We start from the raw sequence: 1924 nt of genomic DNA on the forward strand, positions 1-1924 counted from the left end.
ACCCACTCCTCGTGGGCGTTCGTTCCGGAGCCGAACACTCCGATGATGCGGCGGTGCCTGCGCATGGCTGAGTCCTCCCCGGATTTCCGGAACTCGCTTCGCCTACCCCTGTTCCATGCGAATCCCCGGCCAGCGCCGCAAGGGATCACGGACCGACGTACCGCATGGGTCACGTCCACCCGTGGAAGGTGCGCGGCGCGAGCGTCGACCATTCGTCGCCGACCCTGCTCGAAGTGGCAGCCCGCCCTCGCACGGGGCGTGATGTCGGACCCCTACTCTACCTTCGTGCGCAGTGAGCCTGGAGGACGCCCATGTTCGACGCCTGTGGAGGTTGTGAACGCCGTGGCACCGCCGGAGAGGTGTTCGACTGGTGCGCGCACTGCGAGCTGTCCCTGTGTCCCGACTGCCTCCCCAGGGGCTGCTGCGGCCAGGTGCCCGCGGATTCCGGCCGGGGCGCGCCGCGCGAGCTGCCCGAGCCGCCCGCGCACGAGCGGGAGCCCCTGCCGGAGCACTTCGGTGGCCGCTGCTGCACGCACGCACGCGCGGTGGCGTGCTCCTGTGCCTTCCACTGGGTCTGCGTGCGCCATGGCGACCTGCACGTGGGCAGCCACGACTGAGGGCGCCGCCCCACCCGGCCCCTCACGACGCGCAGCCGCCCCTCGCTCCCGGGCGTTGACAGCCAGGGGTCCCCTCCGGGACGGTCTCAGGGCGTCGGGCACTTCCGCCCGGACACATCACGGAGCAACGGCACCATGGGTCTCGCGGAACGGAAGGAGCTGGCGGCGTTCAAGGAAGAGTCCTTCGCGCCGAAGCTGGAGGAGCTGAAGGCGGCCGCGGGCGGCGCGGACCTCCAGGTCACCCTCGATGAGGCGAGCTTCACCACCGTGGCCGCCATCCAGATGATCTCCAATGGCATCTTCGATCGGCTCATCGATGACCTGAAGGCCGTCTGCGGTGACGCCATCGGCAAGGAGGCGGTGCGCGACGGCATCAAGACGGTGCACGTCATCCACAAGGAAGACCCCGGCTACACGCTCGAATTGGCGGGGGGCACCTTGACCGTCAAGGCGAAGGTGGACGGCTCGCTGGGCAGCGACCTTCCGGGGTACGGCGACTACAAGCGCTACCTGTTGAGGACGCTGTAGGCCGGGCCTCCGGGGGAAGGGGGCGCCTCGTGGAGGCAGCCCCAGGCCCAAAGGCCGACGAACGCCTCAGGGCACGTCGAGCGCGACGCTCTGGCCCGGGACGGCCATCACCCAGCGGACGACGTCGGGCTTGCCGCCGCAGGTGACGCGCACCTCGAACTCGCGGCCTGCGGGCATCGGGCTGACGAGCGGCGTCGCGCTCTCCAGCACCTGGGAGCCCAGCGCCACGCGGCACCCCGCGGGGCCGGTGACGCTGAGCATGCCCTTGGCGTCCGCCTGGGGGGCGGCATCCGCGAGCGTGCGCAGGTCGATGTGCTCCGCCTTCGACACCTTTCCGAAGCGGTGCAGCCGGCCGTCCACGGCGGTGGAGACGAGCCACCCGCCCGGATCCTCCGGCAGGGAGCGGTCCGCCGCCAGCAGCACGCCGGACACGTAGACGCGCTCGCCGGCCTGGGCGTTGCGCACCTCCACGCCCCCGCCGGGCATCACGAACACCAGCGCCAGGCCCGCGAGGACCACGGCGATTCCGCCCACCACCAGCCCCTTGCGCTGTCCGGGCGTCAGGCCCGGCCCCGGCGCGGAGGGCGTTCCCACGGTGGGCGGAGGACGCGCGGCCACCGCCACCCCGGGCGGAGGAGACTGCGGGGCCGACGGCACGACATGGACGGGCGGAGCCGGCACCGGGGGCGCCTTCTCTCCGGACGGTCGCACCGGCGCGGGCCCGGCGGCGGCCACCGGGGGCGGCGCGACCGCCGTGGGCGGCGGCACGGGGGCCACGG

General features: G+C 72.9%; 2 protein-coding genes and 1 pseudogene. 2 read left to right on the top strand and 1 reads right to left on the bottom strand.

The window, feature by feature from the left end; translation table 11 throughout:
* Positions 1 to 311: 311 nt before the first annotated feature.
* Positions 312 to 617, top strand: coding sequence for a hypothetical protein (locus D7Y13_RS41205; RefSeq protein WP_120538420.1), 306 nt, complete (start codon positions 312 to 314; stop codon positions 615 to 617).
* Between the two features lie 135 nt (positions 618 to 752).
* Entirely contained in the window at positions 753 to 1145 is a 393-nt protein-coding gene (locus D7Y13_RS41210; protein WP_120538421.1) for a hypothetical protein, read from the top strand.
* A gap of 66 nt (positions 1146 to 1211) precedes the next feature.
* Here D7Y13_RS41210 and D7Y13_RS48895 read toward each other — a convergent pair.
* A pseudogene (locus D7Y13_RS48895) lies at positions 1212 to 1924 on the bottom strand (serine/threonine-protein kinase); the annotation flags it as partial.

The sequence above is a fragment of the Corallococcus praedator genome (assembly GCF_003612125.1).
Classification (GTDB): Bacteria; Myxococcota; Myxococcia; order Myxococcales; family Myxococcaceae; genus Corallococcus; species Corallococcus praedator.